Source organism: Ruegeria arenilitoris (assembly GCF_013030985.1).
Taxonomy (GTDB): Bacteria; Pseudomonadota; Alphaproteobacteria; order Rhodobacterales; family Rhodobacteraceae; genus Ruegeria; species Ruegeria arenilitoris_B.
Genome location: NZ_WPYP01000007.1, coordinates 169,395 through 194,165, shown reverse-complemented (window position 1 = coordinate 194,165; position 24,771 = coordinate 169,395). Strand labels below are relative to the sequence as shown.

The 24,771-nt window shown below is 54.0% G+C and carries 21 protein-coding genes; 4 read left to right on the top strand and 17 right to left on the bottom strand.

The window, feature by feature from the left end; genetic code table 11:
* Positions 1-75: 75 nt before the first annotated feature.
* The 4 genes from GOX88_RS15230 to GOX88_RS15215 all read right to left on the bottom strand — a co-directional run bounded on the left by GOX88_RS15230 (position 76) and on the right by GOX88_RS15215 (position 3,931).
* On the bottom strand, positions 76-843 hold the full coding sequence (locus GOX88_RS15230; RefSeq protein ID WP_254436305.1) for a VOC family protein: 768 nt from the start codon (positions 841-843) through the stop codon (positions 76-78).
* A 4-nt stretch (positions 844-847) separates the two neighbouring features.
* Positions 848-1,930, bottom strand: coding sequence for a ribosome small subunit-dependent GTPase A (gene rsgA / locus GOX88_RS15225; protein WP_170403526.1), 1,083 nt, complete (start codon positions 1,928-1,930; stop codon positions 848-850).
* Between the two features lie 674 nt (positions 1,931-2,604).
* Positions 2,605-3,342 carry an SDR family NAD(P)-dependent oxidoreductase gene (locus tag GOX88_RS15220; RefSeq protein WP_170403523.1) on the bottom strand — a complete coding sequence of 246 codons (738 nt, stop codon included), beginning with the start codon at positions 3,340-3,342 and terminating at the stop codon, positions 2,605-2,607.
* Between the two features lie 34 nt (positions 3,343-3,376).
* The gene (locus tag GOX88_RS15215) at positions 3,377-3,931 is read right to left on the bottom strand and encodes an NAD(P)H-dependent oxidoreductase (protein WP_170403520.1); all 555 of its coding nucleotides are present in this window, start codon (positions 3,929-3,931) and stop codon (positions 3,377-3,379) included.
* Between the two features lie 116 nt (positions 3,932-4,047).
* Between GOX88_RS15215 and GOX88_RS15210 the strand changes: the two genes are divergently transcribed.
* Positions 4,048-4,965 carry a LysR family transcriptional regulator gene (locus GOX88_RS15210; RefSeq protein ID WP_170403517.1) on the top strand — a complete coding sequence of 306 codons (918 nt, stop codon included), beginning with the start codon at positions 4,048-4,050 and terminating at the stop codon, positions 4,963-4,965.
* Between the two features lie 335 nt (positions 4,966-5,300).
* On the opposite strand, the gene GOX88_RS15205 is transcribed toward GOX88_RS15210, so the two are convergent.
* Positions 5,301-6,980, bottom strand: a complete 1,680-nt coding sequence (locus GOX88_RS15205) for a BCCT family transporter (protein ID WP_170403514.1) — start codon at positions 6,978-6,980, stop codon at positions 5,301-5,303.
* A 153-nt stretch (positions 6,981-7,133) separates the two neighbouring features.
* Positions 7,134-8,786, bottom strand: a complete 1,653-nt coding sequence (locus GOX88_RS15200) for an ABC transporter substrate-binding protein (protein ID WP_170403511.1) — start codon at positions 8,784-8,786, stop codon at positions 7,134-7,136.
* A 94-nt stretch (positions 8,787-8,880) separates the two neighbouring features.
* On the opposite strand from GOX88_RS15200, the gene GOX88_RS15195 reads away from it, so the two are divergent.
* Positions 8,881-9,813: a LysR family transcriptional regulator gene (locus tag GOX88_RS15195; protein WP_170403509.1), complete on the top strand. Its 933-nt coding sequence runs from the start codon at positions 8,881-8,883 to the stop codon at positions 9,811-9,813.
* Between the two features lie 433 nt (positions 9,814-10,246).
* Here the strand turns inward: GOX88_RS15195 and GOX88_RS15190 are convergent, their stop codons facing one another.
* The 10 genes from GOX88_RS15190 to ald form a co-directional block, all read right to left on the bottom strand.
* On the bottom strand, positions 10,247-11,470 hold the full coding sequence (locus tag GOX88_RS15190) for a serine hydrolase domain-containing protein (RefSeq protein WP_170403506.1): 1,224 nt from the start codon (positions 11,468-11,470) through the stop codon (positions 10,247-10,249).
* A gap of 11 nt (positions 11,471-11,481) precedes the next feature.
* The gene (locus GOX88_RS15185; protein WP_170403503.1) at positions 11,482-12,072 is read right to left on the bottom strand and encodes a TetR/AcrR family transcriptional regulator; all 591 of its coding nucleotides are present in this window, start codon (positions 12,070-12,072) and stop codon (positions 11,482-11,484) included.
* Positions 12,073-12,359: 287 nt separating this feature from the next.
* Complete coding sequence (locus tag GOX88_RS15180) at positions 12,360-12,905, bottom strand: DUF3299 domain-containing protein (protein ID WP_254443342.1); 546 nt, start codon at positions 12,903-12,905, stop codon at positions 12,360-12,362.
* 359 nt (positions 12,906-13,264) lie between these two features.
* The gene (locus GOX88_RS15175) at positions 13,265-14,746 is read right to left on the bottom strand and encodes an NAD-dependent succinate-semialdehyde dehydrogenase (protein ID WP_170403498.1); all 1,482 of its coding nucleotides are present in this window, start codon (positions 14,744-14,746) and stop codon (positions 13,265-13,267) included.
* A gap of 1 nt (position 14,747) precedes the next feature.
* On the bottom strand, positions 14,748-16,025 hold the full coding sequence (locus GOX88_RS15170) for a 4-aminobutyrate--2-oxoglutarate transaminase (protein WP_170403494.1): 1,278 nt from the start codon (positions 16,023-16,025) through the stop codon (positions 14,748-14,750).
* A 106-nt stretch (positions 16,026-16,131) separates the two neighbouring features.
* Complete coding sequence (locus tag GOX88_RS15165) at positions 16,132-17,151, bottom strand: ABC transporter substrate-binding protein (RefSeq protein WP_170403491.1); 1,020 nt, start codon at positions 17,149-17,151, stop codon at positions 16,132-16,134.
* A gap of 19 nt (positions 17,152-17,170) precedes the next feature.
* Positions 17,171-17,965, bottom strand: a complete 795-nt coding sequence (locus GOX88_RS15160) for an ABC transporter permease (RefSeq protein ID WP_170403489.1) — start codon at positions 17,963-17,965, stop codon at positions 17,171-17,173.
* Entirely contained in the window at positions 17,965-18,846 is an 882-nt protein-coding gene (locus tag GOX88_RS15155) for an ABC transporter permease (RefSeq protein ID WP_170403487.1), read from the bottom strand. Before GOX88_RS15155 ends, GOX88_RS15160 begins: the two co-directional genes overlap by 1 nt.
* A 3-nt stretch (positions 18,847-18,849) precedes the next feature.
* Positions 18,850-19,929, bottom strand: coding sequence for an ABC transporter ATP-binding protein (locus GOX88_RS15150; RefSeq protein WP_254443341.1), 1,080 nt, complete (start codon positions 19,927-19,929; stop codon positions 18,850-18,852).
* A 105-nt stretch (positions 19,930-20,034) separates the two neighbouring features.
* The gene (ald, locus tag GOX88_RS15145; RefSeq protein WP_170403481.1) at positions 20,035-21,150 is read right to left on the bottom strand and encodes an alanine dehydrogenase; all 1,116 of its coding nucleotides are present in this window, start codon (positions 21,148-21,150) and stop codon (positions 20,035-20,037) included.
* Between the two features lie 184 nt (positions 21,151-21,334).
* Between ald and GOX88_RS15140 the strand changes: the two genes are divergently transcribed.
* Complete coding sequence (locus GOX88_RS15140) at positions 21,335-22,705, top strand: aminotransferase (RefSeq protein WP_170403479.1); 1,371 nt, start codon at positions 21,335-21,337, stop codon at positions 22,703-22,705.
* A 5-nt stretch (positions 22,706-22,710) separates the two neighbouring features.
* Positions 22,711-23,592, top strand: coding sequence for an N-carbamoylputrescine amidase (gene aguB, locus GOX88_RS15135; RefSeq protein WP_170403477.1), 882 nt, complete (start codon positions 22,711-22,713; stop codon positions 23,590-23,592).
* A gap of 79 nt (positions 23,593-23,671) precedes the next feature.
* Here aguB and GOX88_RS15130 read toward each other — a convergent pair whose 3' ends face one another.
* Positions 23,672-24,760 carry an agmatine deiminase family protein gene (locus GOX88_RS15130; protein ID WP_170403475.1) on the bottom strand — a complete coding sequence of 363 codons (1,089 nt, stop codon included), beginning with the start codon at positions 24,758-24,760 and terminating at the stop codon, positions 23,672-23,674.
* Positions 24,761-24,771 lie beyond the last annotated feature (11 nt).

Sequence of the window (24,771 nt, the reverse complement as noted above, 5' to 3'; positions counted from 1 at the left end):
GCGAGCCCAGAGTCGCGGACGCCGCAGAGAGGAGAAATGTCCGCTCTGTGGTTCCTGTGCAGAATAGGCGAACTGCTAGAAAGTGGTTGTTTGCTTAACTCCGAGAGCAAACGGCACGCCGTCTGGATCCCACAGGATGGGTTTATGGGCTTGAACGGTCTCATTCACATCCACAGAAGCGGGACGCGCCCCTTTTCTTTCAGCAGCGCGGGAGGCATCGGAGACTGAAGCGACATTGATGCACGGGACCCAAGCTGCATTTGAACCGGTGGACCAGTTCGCGGCGTCTTGGATTGCGACAAGATCGTCCCAAGTCCCGAGGTTAGCGACATAAGCCTTGTCTCGCTCGGGGGAGACCCGCCATCCGAAGAGTTCCGCATAGAACGCTTGCGGGAAGTCATTCCCGTTGCTGACGTAAACTTCTGGGCCGAACTGCAAGCGCGGTACAGGGAAGTCGTGCCGAGACAGCGAAACCCCCACTAGAGCACCGAGTGGGTCGCGGACGAGTGCGTTGCGCCCGACGCCCGGCACCTCGAATGGTTCCCGAACGACTTTGCCTCCGAGCGTGTCGACGCGCTTCGCGGCCGCGTCCACGTCGAGAACTTCGATGTAAGCGATCCAGCCATTTTCGTGCTCCGGAGGTGTCTCGGCCAACCCCGCGCCCGCTTCTTCGCCCAATAGCGCAAGGACAAAATCCTTCTCGCCGCCGCCCCAAGCAAAATCTGTTGCCCGCTCGACCTGATATGTCCAGTTGGCGACACGGGCGTAAAACGCCATCGAACGGTCTCTGTTCGATGTAAAAAGATCATGCCATACGATTTGACCTGCTTTTGACTGCGTCATCGTCTTATCTCCTGACATCTTTAAGCTTCTTGGCGTCGCGAACCATCTTCCCGAAGGCCTTGTCCCGTGACCTGCGTTCCGCAAGGCTGGCCGAGTTGAAAGCATCCTCCGCCAAGAGTTTGCGCCATCTCCTCATTCGATCAGCGTCGAGAGTTCCTTCTTCAATAGCTTGCCGTACAGCGCATCCCGGCTCGGTCTCGTGCTGACAGTCGCTAAAGCGACAACCAGCGGTCAGCTCCTGAATGTCAGCGAAGAGGTCATTGATCCCCTCCACCGCATCGGTGAGCTGCAATTCCCGCATGCCGGGGGTATCCAGGATCAGACAGCCATTGGGCATTGCATGAAGCTCGCGCCGCGTCGTCGTATGCCGACCTTTTGCGTCGTCCTCGCGAATGGCCTGGGTCTCGATGGATTGGCTATCAAGCAACGCATTAGTCAGCGTCGATTTGCCAACGCCGGATGAGCCGAGGAACGCCACCGTCTTGCCGGGTTTGCACCAGGCGGCAAGTTCCGTTTTTGGGGCATCTCCACGAGCGTCAAGTGCGACCACGTCGATCATGTCCGACACCGAGCGGGCCGCATCAATGTAGCTTTGCGCGTCCATTACGAGGTCGGTCTTTGTGAGGACGATGACGGGCGTAATCCCTGCCTCGAACGCCAGGGCAGCGTAGCGTTCCAGCCGTGCAACTTTGAAATCTTGATTACAGGACGTGACGATAAAGGCGGTATCAATATTCGCTGCAATCAGTTGTTCCTGCCGGTCTGTGCCGGGCGCACGCCGCTTGATAAGGCTTGTGCGCTCAAGCACCCGACTGGATCGCGGGTGTGAAGGATCCAGCATCAGCCAGTCTCCGACGGTCACATTCGGTCTGGGAGGAAGCATCGCATCAACGTTTTCACCAAGGACGTGCAGCCCATTTCGGTGCACTTCGACAACACGAACGGGAGGTGTCGCGGTCAATTCGTCCACACTGATTTGCTGGGCGAAAAAGGGGTGCCAACCCAGTGCTTGAAGTGGGCTGAGATTTGCGTGTGTGCCAGCGTCACGCGCAGGCTGCAGGAGGAAATTTGAGTAATCCCGTGTCATGGGGTGTTCACTTTCATGTCTCTCGCCCAAGCTGTGCTTGAGCACTGTCGGTAGGAAACGAGTGTGCAAATCAAGAAATGCCGTCCGCTTCAAAGCGACGGAGCTGATTCAGACCTTCTATTTGCACCGGGAGGCGCGCTGCCTCCCTTCCTTACCGGGACATGAAATCTCCATTTCAGATAGGCGACACATAGGATGACAAGAGGCCTAATACAACCGCGGAAGTCCGATACGTAAATCTTCTCGGATTACCAAAAGCGGCCGTTCAACGGGACGAAGGGAAAGCCCGCTTCGTCCGCATCTCAGAACTTGCAAAGCTCGGTTTTGAAGGTCCGCTTTGGGCTGCCATCAGTCAATCGAGCTGGTTACAGAGAATGGCAACTCAGAGCCCCAATCTTCCAGATGCTGCTTAACGCTTGAAGAGGCGCTAAACGCTAAGTTCGAACATCGCCCAACAAAGGCTAATTCAAGCAAGTCAGTCGTGCTGTTATCGTTGCTTCGGCAGCGTGACATTGATCCCTGCGACGCAACTCAGCAATTCGTTTGGTTTGGCAAGAAATCTCATTCTGTAAGCCTGAAGGCCCGACAACATCATATTGAAGATGTTGCCGGGTCGCTTTTGACCCTCTGCGGATACTTATTGAAGCTTGGTGTTCAAAAACCCGCACGTCGTCTTACAGCAGGAACCCTCCACCTGCTTGTACAGACTGGCCTGTGATCCACCCGGCACGGTTGTCGGCAAGCAAAAGAACCGCGTTTGCGATGTCTTCAGGTTCACCGATGCGACCCATCGGTGTTTGAGCGATAATCATTCCCAGCATTTGTTCATTTGACTTTACGTCTGCCGTTATTTCCGTGTCTGTAAGTCCGGGTGCGACCGCATTGACCCGGATGCCCAGCGGGCCGAGTTCCGCAGCGATAAGTCTGGTAGCGTGGTCCACAGCTGCCTTTGACGAGGCGTAAACCGCGGCACCAGGCATCATGCCACGCGCGACTACGGAAGAAATATTGATGATTGCCCCCTTACTTTCGGCAAGATGGGGGGTTGCCTCGCGGGCAAAAGCCAGCGGTCCAAACACGTTGGTTCGGTAAATGCTTTCGATATCCTGGTCACTGGTTTCAGACAGTGGACCCATCTTTCCGGTTCCAGCATTGTTGACCAAAACATCTAGTTGGCCGAATGTGTTGATGGTTTCCTCAATAACTCGGGCCGGTTCCCCATCTTTGCTGACATCCCCAACAATGGCGTAGGCTTGCGGCCCAAGTTCCTGTGTTGCTTTTTCAAGAACGGATTGTCTGCGACCGGTGATAACCACCTTCGCGCCATTGGCAATAAAGGCCGATGCCGTGGCTTTCCCAATTCCTGTCCCACCACCGGTGATAAGGACCACTTTGTTTTCGAGGTTTTCCATTTTCTTCTCCTGATTTTGAGCGAGGGGTATGTGCCTATCCAACCAACTTGGCGCTGGCTTCGGGCTGTTGTCCCGTCAGATGCGCAATCAACGCCGGGACGCTTGCTTCGAGCCTGATTTGGTCCCGGCTCATAGCACTGTGAAGCACGAATGGCGGCAGATAGGTCATGCCAGTCATAAGTGCCGTCTGTTGAAAAGGGGTTAGAAACTCGGACATGGAAAAATTGTTGAATGCACCAGTCCGGTAGCTTTCGACCGGTCCACCAGTGGAAACGGCAAGCACGAGCTCTTTTCCGTTTAGTTGGTTGCCACCGGGGCCATAGGCAAACCCGGCAAGCAACACCTGATCAAGCCACGCCTTGAGTACGGGCGGGGAGGAGTACCAGTAGAACGGAAACTGCAACACGACACGGTCAGCATTCCTAAGTAGGACCTGTTCAGCCATAGGATCAAATTTCATCTCCCGCCCGCCGACGGCCGTCAGGTCACGGGTGGTGACACCTGCAACCTGGGACAATGCGTCAAACCACATTCGGTTGACCAATGAGGCTTTGAGGTTTGGATGCGCGGTTAAAACAAGAATACTCATGGGTGATTTGTCTCTGCCGTCCGGGGTGTCGCGTTTACTTGTTGGCCAAATCTAGATATCCCACCACAGACAACAATACGCCCATTATCCACCTCTAAGGTGTAGGAGATGCACCAATGCGCTTGCCTCTTTCCACTCTCGAAGTGTTCAATGCGATTGCCCAGCACGGCAGCCTGAGTGCTGCTGCTCAAAAGCTGGGGCTCAAGCGGTCCACAGTAAGTCATCAGCTAAAGAACCTTGAAGACAGGCTTGGAACTGCACTGTTCATCCGGACAACGCGTTCAATAAACCTGACCGAGGCAGGGCGGGCACTGGCGCGAAGTTCGGGTCCGGCGTTTGAGCAACTTGCCGACGGGCTGGAAAGCGCACTTACGGCAGGCCATTCAGCTCGCGGTTCATTGAAGCTCGCGATTTCCGAGATCGCCTATCATCTGGTCGTTCGTGAAGCGCTGGTATCATTCCGGGACCTATACCCCGAGATCGAGGTTGAGCTGCTGCTAACCGATGCTTTGTCTGATGTGCTTGGCGAGGGCTTCCATGCTGGTTTTCGTATGGGTGGCATGATTGCCCAGGACATGATTGCCATCAGCTTAACAAGTCCATTGCAAACAGCTGTGGTGGCAAGCCCGGAATATCTGGCAGAGAATGGCACCCCAGAAGACCCAAGGGATTTGTTGGCACATAATTGTCTGCGCTACCGCTTCCAAAGCTCCGGCCAATTCGCCCCCTGGACTTTCACCGGTCCTGAAGGAGACTACGCTGTCGAAGTGGGCGGTAGCCTGATTGCAAACTCTTCGCCGGTCACGGTTGAAATGGCGGCCCGCGGGCTGGGAATAGCTTATTCGTTTCGCGACACTTGTCTGGAACCACTGGCATCCGGACAGATCGAAGAAGTGTTAACTCAGCATCAAGTCTCCACACCCGGCATCAATATCTTTTTCCCGCAGGAATACCGTTCAATGATGCCGCTGCGCCTCTTTATTCAACACCTGAAAAAGAACCCCGTTGGCGCCTCTTCAAAAGGGCGCCATTGAGCTCACTCCAATCTTGTCTCAATTAGTACTAAGTTTCGAAAGTTGCCATTGGAGAGCATACTGTCAAAGGCAGCAATGTTGCGCTGAGCCGACCTTCGAGCGGGCCGCGGCGAAGGTCTGGAGCGAGCCCCTTTGACCGATGCTGCACGGTGCCTCAATGATAGCAATGCACAGTAAAGCAGACTTTGCAAAGCTTAGCCTGCGGCACATTTCAGCTAAGTTAAAGCAGTCTGTATGCGGCGCTTATATCCGCATTTTCGGAAGATTTCTGTATAAGCAGTCTTCCTATTTGTGACCCCAGTTGTGTCCTGGGGTCACAGTTGGATACGCGAATTTTATTCGGCTGGCATCGTTGATGCTTCTGGATCAATAGTTGATGCGACACCGGCGGCTTCGCGACGTCCGTCGTTCCAGATCGCTTTGATCAACGCGATACACATCAGCGCCATGACGAGAGAGAACGGCAAGGCGCCGATTACCATAGCGGTCTGAATGGCCCCGGTTCCGCCTGAGATCAGCAGGCCACCAACCACCAATGCCAGCGCAGCACCCCAGAACACGATATGCGGACGTGCCTTGGGTCCTTCGTCACCAGCTGCGTTGATCGTATTCACGATCAGCACAGCCGAGTCAGCCGAGGTGACAAGGAAGGTCATCAGCAATATCACGATCACAACCGCCATGGCCCAGGCCAGGAATTCTGCAATTGGCGCGAGCATGTAGGTGGTCATGGCAAAGATCTTGTCACCATTGGCCGCATCAAGGATCACACCATTTGCGTTCCCGTTAAGCTCGAGGTCAATAGCGGTGCCTCCAGCCCATGCGAACCAGACAAAGCACATCAGCGAGGGCACGATCATTGCGCCCAGAACAAATTCACGGATAGAGCGACCGCGCGAAATACGGGCCAAGAACAGCCCCACGAAGGGGGCAAATGCGATCCACCATGCCCAGTAGAAAACGGGCCACCAACCTTGCCATTGCGCCAGCAGGAAAGCCTCGGATCCTTCAACGCCATCTGATGTATAAACGTTGAAGCTGAGCCAGGGCAGAGCGACTAAATAGTCCCAGATGCCAACAAAGAATGCCTTGGCCCCAAAGAAGGTCGCTCCGAATAGGATGAAGAAGCCGAGCAGGAAAATCGACAACGCCATGTTGATGTTCGACAGCCATTTGATGCCCTTACCCACACCGGAAAGAGCCGACAGTGTCGAGGCCCCCATAATGACTAGCAGGGCGACGATGATGCCGAGCGTTGTGGCCGAACCGTCCGCGTTAGCCAATCCACCAATGCCGATACGTGTCAGGCCTGCAACGAACTGCTCAACACCGAAGCCAAGCGTTTGCGCCACACCAAGGATCGTTGCAACAACGGCAACGATATCGATCAGGTGACCCAGGTTGCCCGACAGCGCCTTGCCGAAGAGCGGCGTCAGGGATGAGCGGATCGTTAGCGGAAGCCCGCGACGGTAGCTGAAGAACGCCAGCGCCAGACCGGCGATCGCGTAGCACGCCCATGCACCCAGACCCCAATGCAGGTAGGACCATACATAGGCTGTGCGCACATTGTCCGCGTCAAGTGCGGTGGTGACACCCTGAATGACAGATGGGTTATTCTTGAAATGGGCCACGGGTTCCGCAACAGCCCATGTCAGCATTCCGACCCCGATACCGGCACCGAACATCATTGAGAACCACGAGAAGTTCGAGAATTCCGGCTTTTCTCCTTCTACCCCCAGGTTCAGGCGCCCAGCGGCCGGCCAGATGGCCAAACCGATGCAGACGATAACAAACGCGGTCACAACCCAGATATACCACGCTGCAAACTGAGCCAGAATGGCTGCGTTCCAGTCGCCGAGAATCCTACCGGCCTGGGTTGGCCACGCAATGCACCAGACAACCAGCAAACTGATGATGATCTTACTGATCACCGTCACGTTGACGCTGAACCCCCGATAAAAACCGTTGTCAGCGGTCTTAATCGGAAGTTCCGAAAGAGGTGGCTTTATCGCCATAATCAACTTCTCCCTGTTTTTGATTTTCGGGTGGATAAATCTGCTTGTTCTGACGCGTCCATCCAATTCCCAGGAAACCAATGAAACCAACGACGCAGATAATCTGTTTCGCCAATCTCATTGGGTCCGGGGAGTTAAGATTTGCCGGAATTCTCAGCTTTCTAGAGCCAGCTTATGCACGTGAATTTCATTAATTGGGTGGCTTTCCGCGCCGATGACGCCTGGACGAGAGTGGCGATACAGAGATCGCCAATAGGGTTGAATTATCGTTCCATCATCCCGCAAAAACTGTTCGATCTTTTCCATGTGGCCGCGGCGCGCTTCTGCATCGGCAATTGCTGAGGCTTCTTCCAGCATCGCGTCAAATTCGGCGCTGGCCAGACCTGTTTCGTTCCAGGCCACACCCGATTTGTATGCCAACGTCAGCACCTGTACACCTAGCGGGCGGTGTCCCCAGTCAGTCGAACTGAACGGATATTTGTTCCAATCATTCCAGAAGGTGGCGCCCGGCAATACAGTACGCTTCACGTTCAGCCCGGCATCGCGCAGTTGGGCAGAGAGAGCGTCTGTAGTGTTTCGGCGCCAGTCATCATCAATAGAGAAAATCTCGTGCTCGTAGTCGAGCATGCCAGCTTCTTCGAGCAATGCCCGTGCGCCCTCGACATCCTTTACTGGAGCTCCAATGTCTGCATATTCAGGGTGAATGGGGCAAACGTGGTGGTTTTCGCCCAAAGTTCCACGATTAGCGTATCCCAGTTCTAGCAGTATGGCATTGTCACAAGCCATCGCCAGAGCGCGACGCACACGAGCGTCTTCATAGGGCTTTACTCCGTCCACTTCGGCATCCCGGTTTGTTCGCAAAACCATCGTGTTGGCCGAAACGGACTCGCTCTGGTTCCAACCAATGCTTTCGTAGATGTCGACAAATTCACCGACCGTTTCATAGGTCATGTCGATTTCTTCAGCTTCTGCGGCAGCCAAATGCGCTGCGCCATCGGTGCCGTAGTCGATAAACTCGATCCGATCCAAATAGGCGCCTTCGCCCCACCATTCGTGATCCGTGTTCTTCTCCAAAACGACCTTTTCACCAACCAGATACTCAACCAGCTTGTATGGTCCTGTACCGACCGGGTCACTCGCCGGATCGCCGGACCAACCATCGGGCACGATTGCTGCCGGGTATTCTGTAACTGCGGGGATAATGGTGATGTCAGGTCGCGTCAGCTTCAGTTTCAGTGTCAGATCGTCGACTACTTCCAATGCCCCTGCGGCCGGGCCATCTCCAGCTTCGTTCTGTAAGGATCCCATGCGCGCGGCCATGGAGTTGCCTTCCCAACTGCCGTCGCACCATCGACCAAAGTTGTACGCAACATCCTTGGCCGTCAACGTTCCACGCCCGTCATTCCAGTTCACTCCGGGCCGCACACGCAGGACATACTCCGTGGCATCGTCGTTCACTTCCCAGCTTTCAAGCAAACGGGGTTCGAACGTACCGTCCGCGTTGTACTGAACAAGATACTCCAAAAAACCACGGACTGCGTTTCCAAGCTGAGGCCAATTGTAAAGCGGCGGGTCAAGTTGCGCGCGCACAACTTGCTGAATACGAATTGTCCCGCCGGGTTGGATATTCGACGCGGCTTTTGCTGGCTGAGGCAGACCAACCATCGAATATGCAGCTGAAGCAGACAAACCAAGCGCGGTAGCTCGAGTCAGGAATTCACGACGGCTGAGCGTTCCGTCGGCCACTTCATCGACATGCATTGCGATTGCTGGATGAACTGTCTGGCTGCGGCTTAGTTTGGTCATCATAGGCTCCCGTATTTCTCTCACAGGGCTGCTTTCGCGTCCCTAGCACAGTTTTTGGTGTATATTTCTTCTCTTTTGCAGTAGCTGAGTGATTATGAATGACATTAACAGAGTTAATACCAACCTCAGTCGCAACCTGGTCGCGCTATATGCGTTCGAGATGGTGGCAAAACACGGGAATTTTACGAGTGCCGGAGACGCTCTCGGGCTAACCCAGTCGTCGATATCGCAACGGATAAAAGGTCTGGAAGTTGATCTGGGCGTCGTCCTCTTCAAAAGAGAACACCGTGGAGTTTCACTGACATACGAGGGGCTGAGGCTGTTGAATGTGGTCAGACCCGCAATGACGCAGATGAGCTATGCAGTAAGTTCCTTGCTTGAACGCAAAACGAAACCCAGGGTTCGGATTTCTGCCGATTTTGCGTTTTCAACTTTCTGGTTGTTACCGCGTCTGGGTTATCTTCGAGAGGAAATCGGGGATGAAATCGAAATTCAGATTTTGGCCTCAACTGTGCCACCCGGTCTAGACGACACCGATTGTGATATTCAAATTCACGTTGCGCCAAAAGACCAAATTAAGCCCGATGAAATACTACTGTTGGAAGAGGTCGTAGCGGCCGTTTGCTGCCCGCAGCTATTAGAGAGGATTAGACCAATCCGATCACCGGCTGACTTACTGAATGTTCAGCTTCTGAGTCTCTCAAAACCCGCAACCGCTGCTTGGCAAACCTGGCAAGGGTGGTTTGATAGTTTGGGCATAACGGGCGAAAGAAAGAGAAATTACATCAGTTTTAATAACTATGACATGGTGACCCAAGCCGCTTTGTCCGGCGATGGTGTGGCTTTGGGTTGGATTGGATTGATCGATGATCTGCTCAGCAAGGGTTCTCTGGTGACAGTTACGGACGATTTGGTCTCTAGCGACGCTGGTTATGTAATGTCACGGAGCCATACCGACTCGGGCCGGGGTCCCAAGCTTGTGTTCGACTGGATCGCGGATCAAGTTCTCGCAACATCTTTTAATTAGCGCGTCATCGGGCTGTTCGGTCGACCCTACCGCGAAGCCAGGTCAATTCGAAGAGCGACTGCAATATAGCATTGCCTTGAAGCGACATTGAAAGCTCGCTTTTTTCGCGCATTTCGGAATTGCAAAGTCTGGTCGCGAATGTCCGCTAGGGGCAGTGTGCGGACGCAGGTTTGAAACAGACGAGAGCTCACTTAGTTGCGCAACTCAGAACTTGCAAAGCTCGATTTTGAAGGTTTGCTTCGGGCTGCGCAAGGCCATTGATGCACAACGCGGAGAATGGCCGTAGAGAGCCCATTTTGCCGAATGTTGAGGTGAAAGAGAAAGGCCGCATTCAACGCAAATTTGTGAGGCCAACCTTTTTCCCATAAACGCATCGCCCCCGGTTCAACTATAAGTAACCGGGAGCGATATCCGGCTATGCGGATTCACGTGGTCACAGGCCGGGACTTACGTGTTTTGCGATTGCCTGAAGAGCATTCACCATTTTCAGTTCGGTTTCTGGTTTTTCGTTGTAGTGAGGATAGGCAGAATTCATTGCGATCACCACGCCTCGGCTAGGATTGATATACAGAAATTGCCCGTAGATTCCGATTGCACTGAAGTCGCCGCCGTCGCGATTTTCTGGGATCCACCATTGGTTCTTGTACCCCAGAACGAAGTCTGACTGACCATGGTCGCCTGGCTTCGACTGTGGTGTGTTTGTCGTGATTGACTGCGCCAACCATTCTTCGGACACCACCCGTTCGCCTGTCATCGAGGTACCGCCATTGAGCACCATTTGTCCGACACGCGCGAGGTCCTGCAACCGCAAACTGGCACCGCCGAAGGCAAGCGGTTCGCCCTCCTGATCAACCAGCATCTTTGCATCAGCTTCAGCGCCAATTTTGCTCCAGAGCTTGTCGCGGAAATAGTCTGCATAATCCTGCCCGGTAGCGCGACGCAGGACCCAGGCCAACACCTGCGTTTCAATGCTGGCATATTGGTTGAAACTACCTGGTTCGCGCTCTCGGACTATGGTTGTGGAAAATTCATCCAGTGATCCGCGCAGTGTCGCCACCACGGTTTGTACGATATCCGAGTTCAGATCATCGTAGTCCTCGACATAGCGTATACCCGACGTCATATCGAGCACCTGCTGCACCGTGACACCATCATATCCAGTTCCTTTCAGTTCCGGAATAAATTCGGTCACCTGTGCATTCAGGTCCGGCAAATCGCCTTCGTCATGCGCAACACCGATCAAAAGCGAGGTCAGGGACTTTGTCACCGAGAACTCAATATGGTGGGTTTCAGCCGAGTTTCCCCGCGTATAGGCCTCGTGAATCAACTTGCCATCGCGCAACACAATCATCCCGGTCCAGTGGAATTCATCGAACAGCTCTGCGGTGTTCAGTTTTTGCCCTTCATAGCTGTATGTAGTGGGAAAAGTGTTAGGCTGTTTGTCGACTTCGAACTCAGCGACCGGGCCGGAACGTTCGATGGTGATCGAGGGGTACTTTTCGTAAAGTGTCCGGAAGTTTTCGTCGATGGTCTCGGGTTCAAAAACAGCCGAATACGCCATCAGGGCGCGCACGTCCTGAAATTTGTCCCAATACACAACGCCTCCAATCAGGGCGAGCGCCAGAGCGGCGACCACTCCGCGTTTGATCCATTTCATAGTGTATTCCTTTACTGGTTTTTGGGTGCCGGAACTTTCAGCATCTCTCTCGCAATGTTTCGGATTGCATTCCGATCCATTGGGGCGAAATTGATTTCGGAGAAAAAGGTCGCCCCAAATCCCATGGCGATGATTCCATAGGCCCGATGAAATCGGTCATCTTGGTCTACGCCGATCCCTTCGATTGCCATACGATCCGTCAGCTCGTCGCAAATCCGCTGATACAGGCCCCTTAACCGCGCCTGAATACGCTGGTCCGCCTCTGCGTAAGGCCAAAGCTCATCGACCATCTTGCTGAGGTGTTCGTCGCCAAGAAGGCCATCCAGTACGAGATCCAAAACATCTTCAACGCAGATGTCTCGGCCCTCAATTGCCATCAATGTGTCTAACTTCGCCTCCCCACGCTCAATCAAGCGGTCAAAAAGCAAAAGAAGAAGATCGTTTTTGTTGCCCGCAAAGTAGCGAATTAAGGAACGGGGCAGCCCCGCTTCGGTGGCTACTTTGGACAGCGTCAGTTGCGCCAATCCCTCTCGGGCTCCGATGCGTTCAAGAGCATCCAAGATTTGCGCAATACGTTCTTTATCGTTCTTCGGACGTGCCAAGGTGCCACCTTACTGGATTGAAAAACTCACCGTTTACCGAAGACTTGCCTCAATCTTGTCATGTTGACAAGATTGAGGCAAAAAGAACCTCACGTCACGACATTCACTTATCCGGCTACAAAGTAGATAATTGGAGAGCGACCCGAGAAGCAGATATGGACCTTTCCCCCGCGAAGTGCAGCTTTGTTGCACAACTCGGATATTGCAAAACCCGGTGATGAAGGTCTGCTTTGGGCTGGAACCTGTCGACCGCACCCGCAGCATCAAAGCCGAAACGCAACGGCAGGTCAGGGCTCAAGGCCATCCATGACAACAATAGCCTGCTCGGTAGCATCAATTGTGATTTTCCCGGTCAGCCGTATGGGCTGGTGGACATAATTGGGGGTCCAGTCTTTCTTAAGTCGCACCCGGATCATCTGACTGGGAGGCGGCGGAGGTACATGGCTACACATCCCTCGTTCTGGCACCAAATAAGCCACTGGCTGGCCGTCTGGATCGTTCGGAGCAGGAGCAACAAATCCCGTCAGCGTGATTGTCTGACCGTCAAATTGCGGAGTCCCCATCACGCCTGCTTTCCTACGACGTTCTGCCACCAATTCTCGCCGATTCAGTAACCAATCTATATTGGTACCACCTGCCAAAAGCGCATCTTCGGTCTCAGACAGAAGCTCTTGCCATTTCTGACGTTCTTCATCGGTGCCTGCCTGTTGCCGCGACCTGCCGCGCAAGCGAACGACGAAGAGAACATCGTCGAACTGTTCGGGACTAAGATCACGAAATGGGTCTTCAAAGTCCTGTACCGAAGGGTCAGGAAGGTCAATCCAATCAAGCAACGTGCCAGACACTGACATTGCGGGGTGAAAGCACAAAAAAAGTCGCTAAAAGAAATGAGAAGCTAAACCAAATTCTCCAGCTTCATCGCGGGGGGCAATACAGAGCAAAACCTTAATTCTGAGGGCCTTTCGCATTCATATATAAAGCCTCAGTGACTTCTTGATTCAGATCAGTGCTGAGCTAATAAGGTGCTGAAACAAAACCCAAAAGTCTTGAAGGGGACCGGCGCTAATCAAAAGAGGATGCGTACAAACACACACTACGATCGCGCCAGATCCTTTAGCAACTCACAAACACGGGGAATTGGCTGAGAGCGCAACATAGCGGACACTCGCAAACGCGCCTTGGCCTTGTTGGGTTATGCAGTTTCAATCCCACCCATGCAAAGGTATTTGACCTCCAGAAAGTCATCTGCTCCATATTTTGAGCCCTCGCGTCCCAGCCCGGATTGCTTGATACCGCCAAAGGGCGCCACCTCGGTTGAGATCAAGCCAGTGTTGATCCCGACCATCCCGCTTTCCAACGCCTCGGCTACGCGCCACACACGATTCAAGTCGCGGCTGTAGAAGTAGGATGCCAACCCGAACTCACTGTCATTGGCCATGGCGACGACATCAGCTTCATCCTCGAACCGAAAAAGCGGTGCGATTGGGCCAAATGTCTCCTCCTTGGCGACCTTCATGTCCTGCGTCACGCCTGTCAAAACGGTTGGTTTAAAGAATGTGCCCCCAAGATCTGAACGCTTTCCGCCTTCGACTATGACCGCGCCTTTAGATGCCGCATCAGTGATGTGTTCTTCAACTTTTGCAACTGCTGCCTCATTGATCAGAGGCCCGATGGTTACGTGATCGCCAAAGCCATCTCCGACGCTCAATCGGGAGACCTTTTCCTGAAGTTTTCTTGCGAATTCGTCATATATACCCGACTGCACATAAATGCGGTTGGCACACACACAGGTCTGCCCATTGTTGCGGTATTTTGCGATCATCGCACCCTCGACCGCTGCATCGATGTCGGCGTCTTCAAAGACGATGAACGGCGCATTGCCACCTAATTCCAGCGACATTTTCTTAATGGTATCCGAGCACTGCCGCATCAGGATTTTGCCAACCCGTGTGGAACCGGTGAACGTGATTTTGGCTACCTTTTCATTTGCGCAGAGTTCTTGGCCTACTCCGGCACTGTCAGATGATGGGATAACGTTGAAAACGCCCGCAGGAATACCTGCGCGTTCACCCAACACAGCCATGGCAAGTGCGGACAGCGGAGTAAGCTCAGCGGGGCGTGCAACAAACGTACAGCCCACAGCGAGCGCAGGCGCGACCTTGCGCGCGATCATCGCATTTGGAAAGTTCCAGGGTGTGATAGACCCAACAACGCCCACCGGTTGTTTCAGAACAACGATGCGTTTGTCGCGCTGGTGACCGGGGATAACGTCACCGTAAATCCGTTTGGCTTCTTCAGAAAACCACTCGATGAAGGATGCGCCATAAAGGATTTCGCCACGGGCCTCGGCCAAAGGTTTACCCATTTCCGCGGTCAGGATCACTGCCAGATCATCTGCATTCTCAATCAGCAAGCCGTGCCATCTGCGTAATATGGCGGCGCGTTCCTTGCCTGTGCGCTCAGCCCATTCTGACTTTGCAGCGTACGCTGCGTCGATCGCTCCACGCGCGTCGTCGGCATCCATGTCCGCAACATTCGCGATCAGATCACCGTTGGCCGGATTATAGACTGCAAAGGTCTTGTTCTTGGTGATCCACTCTCCATTCACGTAAGCACGCGTTTCCAGCAGAGAGGGGTCTTTGAGGTTCAGTTTCATCACTTTGGTATTCAGCATTTCAGGCCTCTTTCACGGCGTCGATAGACGCTTCGAGAATGTCCATTGCTTCAGCAAAAACGTCGTCGGGCACGGTCAGCGGAGCAAGGAATCGGATGACGTTCCCGTAGACGCCACAGGTCAGCAGAACCAATCCGCGCGACAGGGCCTCCGCTCGAATGGCGTTGGCCATTTCCGGGTTTGGCGAGCTGCCGTCTTTTGTGTTGAATTCAGCGGCAATCATGAAGCCAGGTCCACGGATATCGACGATTTCCGGCGTCCGTTCGCGGATCATTTCCAGGCGCTGCTTCAAGCGTGAGCCAAGTTCATTGGCCCGCGCGCACAGGTCTTCTTCCTCAATTACATCCAGCACGGCGTTTGCGGCGGCAACACCCAAAGGGTTGCCGCCATACGTTCCGCCCAGTCCGCCCGGCTGTGCTGCATCCATCAGTTCCTTGCGCCCCGTTACGGCGGCCAGAGGAAGCCCGCCAGCCAAACCCTTTGCCATCGTGGTCAGATCGGCGCTGACGTCGTAACCATCCATCGCAAATAGATTGCCGGTCCGGGCAAATCCGGTTTGCACCTCATCAGCGATCAACACGATGCCATGCGTATCGCATATAGCGCGCAGACCAGACATCAACTCCGCCGGAGCGGCATAGAACCCGCCTTCGCCCTGAACGGGCTCAATAATGATGGCTGCCACACGTTCGGGGTCGAGATCAGCTTTGAACAATTTGGTCAGGGCACCCATCGTCTCATCCGTGGACGTTCCGTGCAGCTCCACCGGGAAAGGTACATGGAAAACGTCAGGCATCATCGCCCCAAAGCCTTTCTTGTAGGGGGCAACTTTGCCGGTCAGCGACATACCCATAAATGTACGTCCGTGAAATCCACCACCAAAGGCAACAACTGCCGGACGACCGGTCGCGGCACGCGCTATCTTGATCGCATTTTCAACAGCTTCTGCACCGGTGGTGACGAAAACCGTTTTCTTTTCAAAGCGACCTGGCACTTTTTCGTTCAGACGTTCGGCCAAGCGGATGTAGTTTTCGTAGGGGAGGACCTGGTGACATGTGTGGGTGAAATTCGCAGCTTGTTTTTGCACCGCGTCCATCACCTTGGGATGACAATGGCCAGTGTTAACCACTGCAATTCCAGCCGCAAAATCGATATAACGTTTGCCTTCAACATCCCAAACTTCTGAGTTGGCGGCCCGCTGGACGTAAACCTGCGTCTGCATACCCACGCCATTTGAAATGGCTGCATCGCGACGCGCGCTGATATCGGAATTAAGCATGAATACTCCTGTTCATGCAGGTCTTCGGCCTGTCATGATGTCTTGATGCCAATTGGCACATTTCAGTGTAGGAAACTGGGCGGGCCTATCCGACCCGCCCGTTGGTTTATTGCAAAAGGGTCGTCCAAACCTTGTTCTGCAATTCAGTTGCGTTCTCAGAGCATGTCTCTGAAAAAACCATAGGCGTCCCGTCAGGGGGGGATAGCTCGGGTGCAGTAGCCATCTCTTCATTCAGGAACTCTGCGCTGCCCGAAATACCGTTTGAATAACCAGCAAAATTCGACTGAATGGCAATGTTTTCAGGTTGCAGGATAAATTCGATGAACTTGATCGCGTTGTCGTAGTTCTGCGCGCCGACTGGTACCGCAATGTTGTCTGCCCACGTCAAAACGCCTTCTTTTGGGAATGCATACTTCAGTGCTGGGTCAGCCGTACGGGCGCGGATGGAATACCCGTTCCAGTTTTGGTGCAGAGCTGCGTCACCGGACGTCAAACGTTCGAGAATGCCATCCGAGTTATACACTTTTACATGCGGCTTTTGTTCTTCCAGCAATTCAAGAACCTCGCGCATTTCATCCTTGCTTTCGCTGCAGACCCCATAGCCGAGATAGATCAGTGCCATGTCGACCACATCACTCGGGGCTTTGAACATTCCGATCTGGCCCCGCAGCTCTTCTGGTGGCCGGAACAGTGTTTCATAGGTGTCTATATCACCGCCAAAAACGTCCGTATTCACAGTGAAGGATGTCGAGCCCCATTGCCACGGGACAGTGTATTCGTTCGCAGAATCCCACGGAGGGTTACGGAACCCGTCAGCTATGTTGGAATACCCTTCCAGATCCTGCGCATTGATTTTCTGAAACAGCTCTTCTGCGACGAAGATGGGCACATAGTTATGGCTGGGCACGACGATATCATAGCCGGACGCACCGGATTTCAGTTTGGCCAGAAGCGTGTCGTTGGAGTCATAAGTGTCCATCGTCACCGTAATCCCGGTCTCTGCCTCGAACTTCTCGATAAGCTCAGGCGACGTGTAGTCGGTCCAGTTATAGATATAGAGTTCACCATCGGCCAAAGCGCTGGACGCGACGAGGCCAAGGCCAGTCGCCAGGGTTGCTAATTTCATTGTATTTCCTCCCATTGGTTCAGAATTTTCCACGCTTTTCAACGAGGTAAGATAGAGTGACGAAGAAGATGGAAATGATCAGAAGCACGGTGGAAACTGCGTTTACCTCAGGTGTGATCCCGATCCGGACCAAGCTATAGATGTAGATTGGCAGGGTGGTAGACCCGGCTTCGGCCACCATCAGTGTGATGATGAAATCATCAATCGAAATGATGAAGGCAAGCATCGCACCGGATACGATCCCCGGCGCCAGAAGAGGAAGCGTGACAAATCGCAAGGTTGCCCATTTGCTCGCGTAAAGATCGCGTGCGGCGGTTTCCAGGCTTTCATCCATTCCCTGCAATCGCGCTCTGATTGGCAAGTAGGCGAATGGAATGCAAAAAACCGTATGTGCAATGATGATGTTTCCCAGACCCAGTGACAGCCCGATCGTCGCGAACAAGGTCAGCGTCGCAACGGCCGTTACAATTTCGGGCACCATCAGCGGCAACAACAGCATGCCGTTAAACAGTGGTTTTCGGGGCAAGGACTTGTTTCGGGTCAGCGAGAGCGCAGCCATCGTCGCCATTGTGGTGGAAAACACAGTCGCGGTTGTTGCGATGACCAGGCTGTTCCAGGCCGCACGACGAATGTCGTCGTTGGCCAGGGCCTTGGCATACCAGTCCAGCGAGAAGCCGCCCCAAACAGTCGCTGACTTTGTGGCATTGAACGAAAAAATGACAAGGATCAGCAAGGGCAGGTACAGGTAGACAAAGAAGCCCAGTGAAAACCACTTCAACCCTGGCAATGCTCGAATATCACGGGATTTTGGCATCAGTGAACAAGCTCCGTTCCTGAGTTGCGCGCATTACGCGCATAGAAGAGCAGTGCCAGCATCACGACGATCATGATCACGACGGACAAGGCAGAGCCAAATGGCCAGTCTCGCGAGGTTGAGAACTGCAATTGCACCAGGCTGCCCAGCATCAGGTTCTTCCCGCCGCCCAACAATTCCGGAGCGATGAAGGCACCGAGGCATGGAATGAACACCAGGATCGAACCAGCGACGATTCCCGGCAGTGAAAGCGGAACCACGACGTGGCGCAGGGCACCAATCCGCGACGCGTAGAGATCGCGCGAGGCCTCGATCAGACGCACATCCAGGCGTTCGAGCGACGCATAAATCGGCAGAACCATGAACGGTACATAAGTGTAGATCAGGCCCAGAATGATCGCGCCTTCAGTGTAGAGAAGCGGGATGGGTGATTGGATGACACCGAGGCTCAGCAACATTTCGTTGATCAATCCGGTGTCCCGCAGGACCAGAATCCAACAATAGGTTCGGATCAACAGATTGGTCCAAAACGGGATGGTGATCAGCAAGATCAGCAGGTTTCGTCGCTCGGCCGGTTGCATAGCGATGTAATAGGCAACCGGAAATCCGATCAGCACACAGGCCGCAACCGAGACAGCGGCGACCCAGATGGAACGAAAAAGGATCAACAGGTAAGAGGGGTTGAACGATAGGTTGTCGTCAAAATCCCTTTCAAGCAGCAGCCTTGAATAAGCTTCAAATGACAACTCGGGGCGAACACCACCGTAAGGGTTCTTTTCCAAGAAGGAATAAACCACGATGATCAAGATTGGCAGCAGCATGAAGCAGACAACCATGATAGTCGCCGGGGCTATCCCGGCAAAGGTTCTGATCCTTTGCATTGCTCAGGCCTCCAGAACGCGGACGGCCGAGGGATCGATCCCCACGTGAACAGCGTCACCGGGCAGTGCAAGTGCATCGCCGTTGTGATGATTTTCAGAGCGCACGACGATGCTTGGCCCATTCCGCAGATCGATGGCGTAATCCGTCGTATTGCCTAGGTACGAAATCTCGCGCACGTCTCCTGGCAGTGTTTCAGACGTAGCTGACGTCAGCAGATCGAGCTTCTCAGGCCGTACAAACAGTGTAACATCTCCGGCTGGCGGAGTGTTTTCGGTTCGCGCGGCGATTTCGATTTCGGGCGATATCCGAAAGCGGGCTGTATTCCCGTTCTGATGTGTCACCTTGCCTTGGAAGAAATTTGCGTCCCCGATGAAATCCGCGACAAAGCGATTCCGGGGCTGTTCATAAATCTCAGAAGGAGATGCGATCTGTTGCACACGGCCAGCCGACATCACCGCAATGCGATCACTCATCGATAGGGCTTCTTCCTGATCGTGAGTCACAAATACGAACGTAATGCCTGTTTCACGTTGAAGACGTTTAAGCTCAGTTCGCATCGATTGACGCAGTTTGAGGTCAAGCGCGGATAGGGGTTCGTCCAGCAGCAGAACTTTTGGATGCGGGGCCAAGGCCCGCGCCAAGGAAACACGTTGCTGTTGCCCACCAGACAATTGTGAGGGCCGGCGGTTGGCAAATTGGGACATTTGCACCAAGTCCAGCATCTCCAACGCAGTCTTTTGTGCCTGAGAAACATCCGTTCCTCTGCGGCGCAGGCCGAAAGCCACGTTTTCAACAACGGTCATGTGTGGAAACAGCGCATAGTGCTGAAACACGGTGTTGATGGGTCGCTTCTCCGGCGGCATTGAGGAGATATCCTCGCCGTAAAGCCGCAGCTCACCCGAGGTGAGATCTTCAAACCCTGCGATTAACCGCAACAAGGTTGTCTTGCCACATCCTGATGGCCCGAGCAGTGTGAAAAACTCGTTGTCGTTGATAGACAACGATTCATTCTTCAAGGCCTCTACCGGGGGTGAACCCGGATAGCTTTTGCAAATATCAATTGCCTGAATTGCTGGGGTCAAAGACTCATCTCTCATTTGGATTGGCAGTGCTGCTCGAGTTTGGCAGAGGGTACGCGGCCCTTGAATCACCCTTAGTGGGTAGGGCTCAAAGGGCCGCAATCTATCTCAGGCGCATTTCAACGCTTCTCGTGGATCGCAGTATCCGTACTCAAGGCTGTCAGCGGCTGCTTTGTAAGTCAGCTTGCCCTCGTGCACATTCAGACCCTGTAGAAGGAAGGGGTTATCCAATGCCCTGAGACCGTTGTTCGCCAGTGCCAGCCCGTGTTGCAACGTGGCATTGTTCAATGCGTAGCTGGATGTTTTGGGAACTGCGCCTGGCATGTTGGCAACGCAGTAATGAACCACACCATCAACAACGTAGGTCGGGTTTTCGTGCGTCGTAGCCGTTGACGTTTCAAAGCACCCACCCTGATCAATGGCGACGTCGACCAACGCCGCGCCTTCTTTCATTGTGGCCAACATGTCCCGTGTTACCAGGCGTGGCGCTGCCGCGCCGGGGATGAGAACCGCACCGATTACGGCATCCGCTGTTGCCACCGCATCAGCCAACGCCGCTTTGGTGGAATAGACAGTATGAACTCGTCCATCGAACAAGTCATCCAACTGACGAAGGCGCTTTAGTGAGCGGTCAAAAATAGTGACCTGTGCTCCCAGACCGACGGCCATCTTAGCGGCGTTAGTTCCTACAACACCGCCGCCGATCACGACAATTTCGGCAGGTTTCACACCAGGCACGCCACCAAGTAGCAGACCCTCGCCATTGTTGTGCTTTTCCAGTGCGCTCGCCGCGGCTTGGATGGAAAGACGGCCAGCGACTTCAGACATAGGAGCAAGCAAAGGCAATGTCGCATCGGCATCGGTTACGGTTTCATAAGCAATCGCCGTGCAACCCGATGAAAGCAAACCTCTGGTTTGCTCAGGATCAGGTGCCAGATGGAGATAGGTGTATAGGATTTGCCCTTCACGCAGTTGACTATACTCCGACGCTTGGGGTTCCTTGACCTTCACGATCATGTCCGCGGTGGCAAAGATTTCTTCGGCCGTATCCGCGACTATGGCGCCGGATGCACGATAGGTCTCGTCACTTGCCCCGATGCCAGCCCCGGCCAAGGATTGGACAACGACCTCATGGCCTGCCGCCACATACTCGCTGACCGCAGCGGGCGTCAGCCCTACGCGATGTTCGTTTGCTTTGATTTCTGTAGGCACTCCGACCTTCATTTTCGCCACCTTTGCTGAATGGATTCTTCCCCAGACACACTCTGAGGGTCATTGGGCAGCTACCTAGATAGAGGTCTCTGGTCGCGTCGATACCACGTGTGGGGGACTGTGTTGGGCACGGTCGTTAGCCGATGCTGATCTAAGGAATCAGCCGAATGGCGCACAAGCATTCATGGAGTCTACGATGACCACCCTCGATCGAAACGCCGCTTTTGAACAAGATCGCGCGCACCTCATCCATCCCTATACCGATTTCTCGACGTTCTCGAAGGAAGGCAGCCAGATAATCGAACGCGCCGAAGGAATGCATGTGAGCGATACTGAGGGAAACCGCTTGTTGGATGGCATTGCCGGGCTGTGGTGCGTCAACATTGGGCATGGTCGCAAGGAGATGGCGGACACCATCGCCGAGCAGGTCATGAACATGCAGTACTACAACCCGTTTGGTCACAGCTCCAACGTTCCTGCCGCCAACCTAGGTGCGAAACTCGCAGAGCTTGCCCCGGGTGATTTGAACCACGTTTACTACACATGTGGCGGCTCAACAGCAAATGATGCTGCCATTCGGCTGGTTCACTTCTATTTCGACCAGAAGGGTCTGCATCGAAAGAAAAAGATCATTTCCCGTCAAAACGGATATCACGGCGCGACCTATGTCGCCGCATCACTCACCGGAATTCACGGGACAAAACACGGTTTCGACCGGATTGGAGAAGACTTCATAACCCACGTGTCTGAAGCCAATCTTTATGCCAAGCCGGATGGTTGGAGCGACGCTGAATACTGCGACTACCTCGTTCGCGAATTCGAGGCGCGCATCCAGCAGCTGGGCCCCGACAACGTGGCAGCCTTTATTGCTGAACCCATTATGGGCGCTGGCGGTGTGCTGGTCGCACCCAAGGGGTACCACAAACGTATGTGGGAGGTCTGCAAGCGCTACGACATGCTTTACATCGCTGACGAGGTCGTGACTGCGTTTGGGCGGCTGGGTGAATGGTTCGCTTCAGAAACACTGTTCGATTACCAGCCTGATATCCTGGTCTGCGCCAAAGGTCTGACCTCTGGCTACATTCCTTTGGGCGCCACTCTGATTTCGACCAAGGTCTACGATGTTATAGCGAAGCCGCAATGCGAAGGCGGCTTGTTGTCGATGGGGCTGACATATTTCGGGCATCCGGTCGCCTGTGCCGCGGCATTGAAAAACATCGAAATCATGGATCGTGAAAACCTGCTCGAAAACGTGCGCGAAGTCGGACCTTACTTCCAAGAGACCGCAAAGTCGCTTCTGAATCTCCCGATTGTCGGAGATGTTCGCGGAAGCCACCTGATGATGGGAATAGACTTGGTAAGCGACAAGTCGAGCAAAGCACCGATGGATGCCAGTGTTAATGCCGGGCATCACGTATTCCGCAAATGTATGGAGCGCGGCGTGATCGTTCGCCCGGTCGGCGACCGGATCGTTTTGTCGCCCCCGCTGATCATTTCAAAGGAACAATGCGACGAGATAGTCGGCGCTATCAGCGAGAGCATCACTGAATTTCAGGCAGAAAGGTAATCGTCATGCGAAACATCACTCTCGCCGCCACGCAGATGCCCTGCAGTTGGGACATTGATGACAACATTGCCAGAGCCGAAGGACTTGTCCGGCAGGCCGCCGACACTGGTGCGCAAGTCATTCTTTTGCAAGAGTTGTTCGAAACGCCGTACTTCTGTTTGGAACAGGATCTCCAATACTTTGACATGGCGCGCACGCTTGAGGACAGCAATGTGGTAAGCCACTTTGGTGCGCTGGCGAATGAGTTGGATGTGGTCCTTCCGGTTTCGTACTATGAACGCGCTGGCCTGACACGGTACAACTCGTTGGCAGTGATTGACGCAGACGGCTCAGTTCTGACCAATTATCGCAAAACGCATATTCCACAAGCACCCGGATATGAGGAAAAATTCTACTTCAGCCCTGGTGACACCGGATTCCAAGTTGTCGAGACCAAATACGGCCGCGTTGGGTGCGGTGTTTGCTGGGATCAATGGTTTCCTGAAACGGCCCGCAGCCTGGTATTGCAAGGGGCCGAAATTCTGATGTTCCCAACTGCGATCGGATCGGAGCCCAAGAAACCCGAACTCGACAGCAGCGGCCATTGGCGTCGGACAATGCAAGGACACGCAGCGGCGAATATGGTGCCCCTTGTGGCTTCTAACCGTGTCGGCCATGAAACTCAGGGTGAGACGGAAGGTCAGTTTTATGGAACGTCTTTCATTGCTGGGTATACCGGTGAAATTCTTGCGGACGCAGATCGTGTTTCGGAAGCGGTGATTACCGCAAGCGTGGATCTGGATGCCGCCAATGCATATCGCGACAATTGGGGTGTTTTCCGGGATCGGAGACCAAATATGTACCAAACCTTGCGCAGCTTGGATGGAATGACTGCGCAGAACCAATAGGCCGACTACCACTCACAAACTCCCCAAAACTCAAAGGGACCGCATTGCGGTCCTCTTTTTTTCGATGGCCCGAATTGGGTCAGACGGCTGGCACCTGTTGCGTAATACAGTGGACACCACCACCACCGCCCCCGATCATCCTTCCTGAAACACCTTTGACTTCGTGGTGCGGGAACACTTCGCGCAAAATCGCAAGTGGTTCATCGTCTTCCGACCGGCGCCCCGATACGGGCACAACTATCGCGCCGTTACAGATGTAGAAGTTCATGTGGACGACATCAAAGCTGGTCAACGGAATCTCAACTACGTCTAGCTTCCGACCAGTAGCATCGGTCGCGGTTTCGAGGATTGCCCGAGCCTCCTGCGTGATTTGCATGTTCGGATCACTCGGATCGTCAGTTGTGTGCAGTAAAACCATCCCAGGTGCTGCAAATGCCGCTATTCCATCAATGTGACCGTCGGTAATCGGGTCCGGTGTCAGACCTCGAGGCAGCCACAAGACTTTCGTCACGCCGAGATGTGTCCGTAATTCGTCCTCGATATCAGCCTTAGTCCAACCAGGGTTTCTGTTGCGGTTCAGCAGGCACTCTTCAGTGGTCAGAACAGTTCCCTGCCCATCAAATGCAACCGCCCCTCCTTCAAGCACCAGATTGCTCTGATACATCGGCATATCCAGCTTGGCAGCGAACCTTCCTTTAGCAAGTTGATCGTCACGATACGGAGGAAACTTCTTGCCCCAACCATTGAAGGTGAACCCCGCAACGCGACGATCACCTGATGAGTTTCTCAGGATCATTGGCCCGCTGTCGCGCGACCAGGCGTCATTAAGCGGCATCTCGACCAGCTTGATCTGGCCGCTGAGCATGCTTTTGGCGATCTTATGATCCTGCTTGCGAACGGCCATCGTTACGGGCTCGAATTCAGCGATGGTATTTGCGGTTTCAGCCCATTCCCTTCGGGCGTCCTCCAGATCGCGGCGGTGCCAATTCTGGGGGGATGGGAACTGCATCAAGGTCCGCTCGTGCTTTTCCCATTCGGCAGGGAAGTGATAGCCATCTGAGCCACCAGCGCCTTCCACGATTGTTGCGCCCGTCTGACGATAATCCACTTGTTTGTCCTTTCTAGCCCAAACCGGAGACGCCAAGCTAAAAGATGCGGTCGCGGCCATGAAGAACCGCC

Coding starts and splice junctions, on each gene's coding strand:
- GOX88_RS15170 (WP_170403494.1), bottom strand. CDS start 16,025: ATGCTTAATTCCGATATCAGCGCGCGTCGCGATGCAGCCATTTCAAAT.
- GOX88_RS15215 (WP_170403520.1), bottom strand. CDS start 3,931: ATGAGTATTCTTGTTTTAACCGCGCATCCAAACCTCAAAGCCTCATTG.
- rsgA (WP_170403526.1), bottom strand. CDS start 1,930: ATGACACGGGATTACTCAAATTTCCTCCTGCAGCCTGCGCGTGACGCT.
- ald (WP_170403481.1), bottom strand. CDS start 21,150: ATGAAGGTCGGAGTGCCTACAGAAATCAAAGCAAACGAACATCGCGTA.
- GOX88_RS15130 (WP_170403475.1), bottom strand. CDS start 24,760: ATGGCCGCGACCGCATCTTTTAGCTTGGCGTCTCCGGTTTGGGCTAGA.
- GOX88_RS15160 (WP_170403489.1), bottom strand. CDS start 17,965: ATGCCAAAATCCCGTGATATTCGAGCATTGCCAGGGTTGAAGTGGTTT.
- GOX88_RS15175 (WP_170403498.1), bottom strand. CDS start 14,746: ATGCTGAATACCAAAGTGATGAAACTGAACCTCAAAGACCCCTCTCTG.
- GOX88_RS15155 (WP_170403487.1), bottom strand. CDS start 18,846: ATGCAAAGGATCAGAACCTTTGCCGGGATAGCCCCGGCGACTATCATG.
- aguB (WP_170403477.1), top strand. CDS start 22,711: ATGCGAAACATCACTCTCGCCGCCACGCAGATGCCCTGCAGTTGGGAC.
- GOX88_RS15220 (WP_170403523.1), bottom strand. CDS start 3,342: ATGGAAAACCTCGAAAACAAAGTGGTCCTTATCACCGGTGGTGGGACA.
- GOX88_RS15190 (WP_170403506.1), bottom strand. CDS start 11,470: ATGAAATGGATCAAACGCGGAGTGGTCGCCGCTCTGGCGCTCGCCCTG.
- GOX88_RS15195 (WP_170403509.1), top strand. CDS start 8,881: ATGAATGACATTAACAGAGTTAATACCAACCTCAGTCGCAACCTGGTC.
- GOX88_RS15230 (WP_254436305.1), bottom strand. CDS start 843: ATGACGCAGTCAAAAGCAGGTCAAATCGTATGGCATGATCTTTTTACA.
- GOX88_RS15200 (WP_170403511.1), bottom strand. CDS start 8,786: ATGACCAAACTAAGCCGCAGCCAGACAGTTCATCCAGCAATCGCAATG.
- GOX88_RS15210 (WP_170403517.1), top strand. CDS start 4,048: ATGCGCTTGCCTCTTTCCACTCTCGAAGTGTTCAATGCGATTGCCCAG.
- GOX88_RS15165 (WP_170403491.1), bottom strand. CDS start 17,151: ATGAAATTAGCAACCCTGGCGACTGGCCTTGGCCTCGTCGCGTCCAGC.
- GOX88_RS15205 (WP_170403514.1), bottom strand. CDS start 6,980: ATGGCGATAAAGCCACCTCTTTCGGAACTTCCGATTAAGACCGCTGAC.
- GOX88_RS15140 (WP_170403479.1), top strand. CDS start 21,335: ATGACCACCCTCGATCGAAACGCCGCTTTTGAACAAGATCGCGCGCAC.